3 protein-coding genes are annotated in these 2,835 nt (G+C 31.8%); all 3 read right to left on the reverse strand.

The features are described 5' to 3' along the window. Positions 1-133: 133 nt before the first annotated feature. Positions 134-817: a response regulator transcription factor gene (locus AC1DRF_RS21760; protein ID WP_427075392.1), complete on the reverse strand. Its 684-nt coding sequence runs from the start codon at positions 815-817 to the stop codon at positions 134-136. Positions 818-1,148: 331 nt separating this feature from the next. Next, positions 1,149-1,844 (reverse strand): response regulator transcription factor, encoded by a 696-nt coding sequence (locus AC1DRF_RS21765; protein WP_427075393.1) that lies wholly within the window; start codon positions 1,842-1,844, stop codon positions 1,149-1,151. A gap of 171 nt (positions 1,845-2,015) precedes the next feature. Further along, positions 2,016-2,835, reverse strand: an 820-nt coding sequence (gene mreC, locus AC1DRF_RS21770) for a rod shape-determining protein MreC (RefSeq protein WP_477741674.1), incomplete at its 5' end; no start/stop codon positions are given.

Here is a 2,835-nt window from a genome sequence, read left to right on the forward strand (position 1 = left end):
GACAGCTATTATCGATCACAATATATTGAAAGAGGTTATAAGAGAGAAAAAGAACAAATAAAAACATGGAAGACCATAAAGTTATCTTCCACCTTATAGGTAAGTCTTTTATATATTTTATCCATTTTCTCATTTAAGCATCACGCATCACGTATCCAACCCCTCTGATGGTCTGAATATATAACTCTTTATCCTCTACACTTAATTTGTTTCTTAAATATCTAACATATACATCTACAACATTCGTTTCAACAACTGAATCGTACCCCCACACTTGCTCTAAAAGTATATCTCTCGTTAATACTTTATTAACGTTACGCATGAAAATAGCTAGAAGTTCAAATTCTTTGTTCGTGAGTTCAATCAGCATTTTCTCTTTTATCACCGTTCTTGATTCCAAATCAAGTTCAATATCTTTAAATGTTAATAGTAGCTTCTGATCCACTATCTTGTTGTTTTCTTGACGTCTAAAAATAACTCGCATCCTTGCAAATAATTCTTCAATGGCAAATGGTTTCGACAAATAATCGTCAGCTCCATTATCAAGACCCATTACCCTGTCCATGACRCTATCCTTTGCTGTGAGCATAATAACAGGAGTATCCTTAGTTGTTCTTAGCCTTCTACACACTTCAATGCCATTTAATCCAGGCATCATTAAATCAAGTAATATAATATCGTAATCTTGCTTAGTTGCTTTATCTAAACCAGTACGACCATCATAAGCTACGTCAACTAAATACCCCTCATACTTTAGTTCTAGTTCCAAAAATTCTACTAGCCCTTCTTCATCCTCTATGATTAGTACCTTTTTCATATGAGATATTCCCCTTCTGTATAAAAATGAAAAATAAGAAATTTTTATATAATTAATGAATGCTATAGCTATATACCCCAATTCTAAAAGTTCATAATATGGAGTATGAAATAAGTTTTCTATGATTTTCTTGCTTCCTTATAAGCTTTTCTTCAATTTATCAAATAAAAATTAGATTTGAATAAAAAAGAGATTAAGAATAAATGAAATTATTTCTTAATCTTCTGTACTCAGTTATATAAAGTTTCTCTTAAAAACTTTAACATCAAATGCCATAGTAAACTGGATGTATAAATTCAACGCTTAGAAGTAAAATCCATTATGCGTTTCTTTAACTTTCTTTAATGGTATATCCTATACCTCGAACAGTATCAATGAGTGGGGTATTAGAACCTTCTTCAACTTTCTTTCTCAAATAACTTATATAAACGTCAAGTATATTTGTATCTCCTTCGTATTCATATCCCCATACATTTAGTAAGATGCCCTCACGGGTAACCGTCTTATTTTTATGGAGAACTAAATACATTAATAAATCATATTCCTTAGGAGTTAAGCAGATTTTTTGCCCAGCTCTTATTATTTCTCTTGAGTCGGTATTTATATCCATGTCTTTAATTGATAATAACGAGTCTTTTTCTGCCTTCTTCCTAATAACAAGATACTTATAACTTAATAAAGAACGTATCCGAGCCAACAATTCTTCTGTTTTAAAGGGCTTAGTTATATAATCATTTGCTCCATGATCTAACCCCATGATTTTGTCTAGAGTTGAATTACGGGCTGTTAAAAGGATAATAGGGACGTAATTTTCTCTCTTTCTTAATTTACGCAAGACCTCTATACCACTCATTTTAGGCAGCATAATATCAAGTAAAATTAAATCAAACTCATTAGATAAGGCTGTTTCGAGACCATCTCTTCCATTGTTTTTAATTTTCACTTGATAACCTTCATGCTCAAGTTCCATTTTTAATATGCTCCCTATTTCTTCTTCATCTTCTACAATTAAAATATTTTCTCTCATCTAATCCCTCTTTTCAATCTCTAGATTGTCACTTTTCATATTCTTCTTTTCAGATAAAGAGAAGTATATAGCTATCACAAACCGATACCTCATTGGAAAATAGAAAACTTTAAATGCTGAATATAAAAACATAAGATAAAAGACTATTATTAAGATGTGATATCAAGTTCCCTACCATTGTTTTTTTGAATTGATAACAATTACTTCACTAATATTATTAAAGTTCGATGAGGGCTTTAAAATAGCCTGTTTTGTTAGTCCATACTCATCAGGTTTCACTTTAATTACTTTTCCTAAAGCTAGTTTCCCTTGAAAAATCGAACTGATAGGGGAGGTTTGAACTTTATCCCCTTCGTTAATCTCGGCCTCACTGGGGATTTTTCTAATAATTAAATTACCCTTTTTATCATCATAGCCTTCTAATGTTCCATTCACACTTTTCCCATCCTTTAACATTACCGCCATGCGATTTGTCCTAAGGTTTGAGCTAATTAATTCTACTATAGAGGTTGACGGGAAAACTTTAGATACCTTCCCAATAACTCCATTTGTGCCAAGCACATTCATGTCTATTTTCATCCCCTGCCTCTTTCCCTTATCAATTGTTATTTCATTGTTCCAATTATTTATGGAACGATCAATTACGGTAGCTGTTACAGGCTTATAGGCTTTTACCTTAGCCTCTGTTTTTAGAATTTTTTTAAATGCTTTATTTTCATGTTCCAACTTATAAACATTTGCTTCCTCCTGATTTTCAGTGGCTAGTTTATTCTTTAAGATAATGTTTTCGTGGTAAGTGGAAAATAATTGACTTACTTGTTGAGGTTCACTCCAAGAAACTTTGTCTAGAAAAGGTAAATTATCTTTGTACAAGCTTCCAACAACAATGAATCCTCCTATAACAAAAATCCCTCCTATCAAAATATATTGATGTCTTTTCTTCTTTCTTTGAAAACGTATCAAAATGACACCTCCCTCGTAATCGTCATGC

It is taken from the genome of Priestia sp. P5_B4 (assembly GCF_056400385.1).

Coding starts and splice junctions, on each gene's coding strand:
- AC1DRF_RS21765 (WP_427075393.1), bottom strand. CDS start 1,844: ATGAGAGAAAATATTTTAATTGTAGAAGATGAAGAAGAAATAGGGAGC.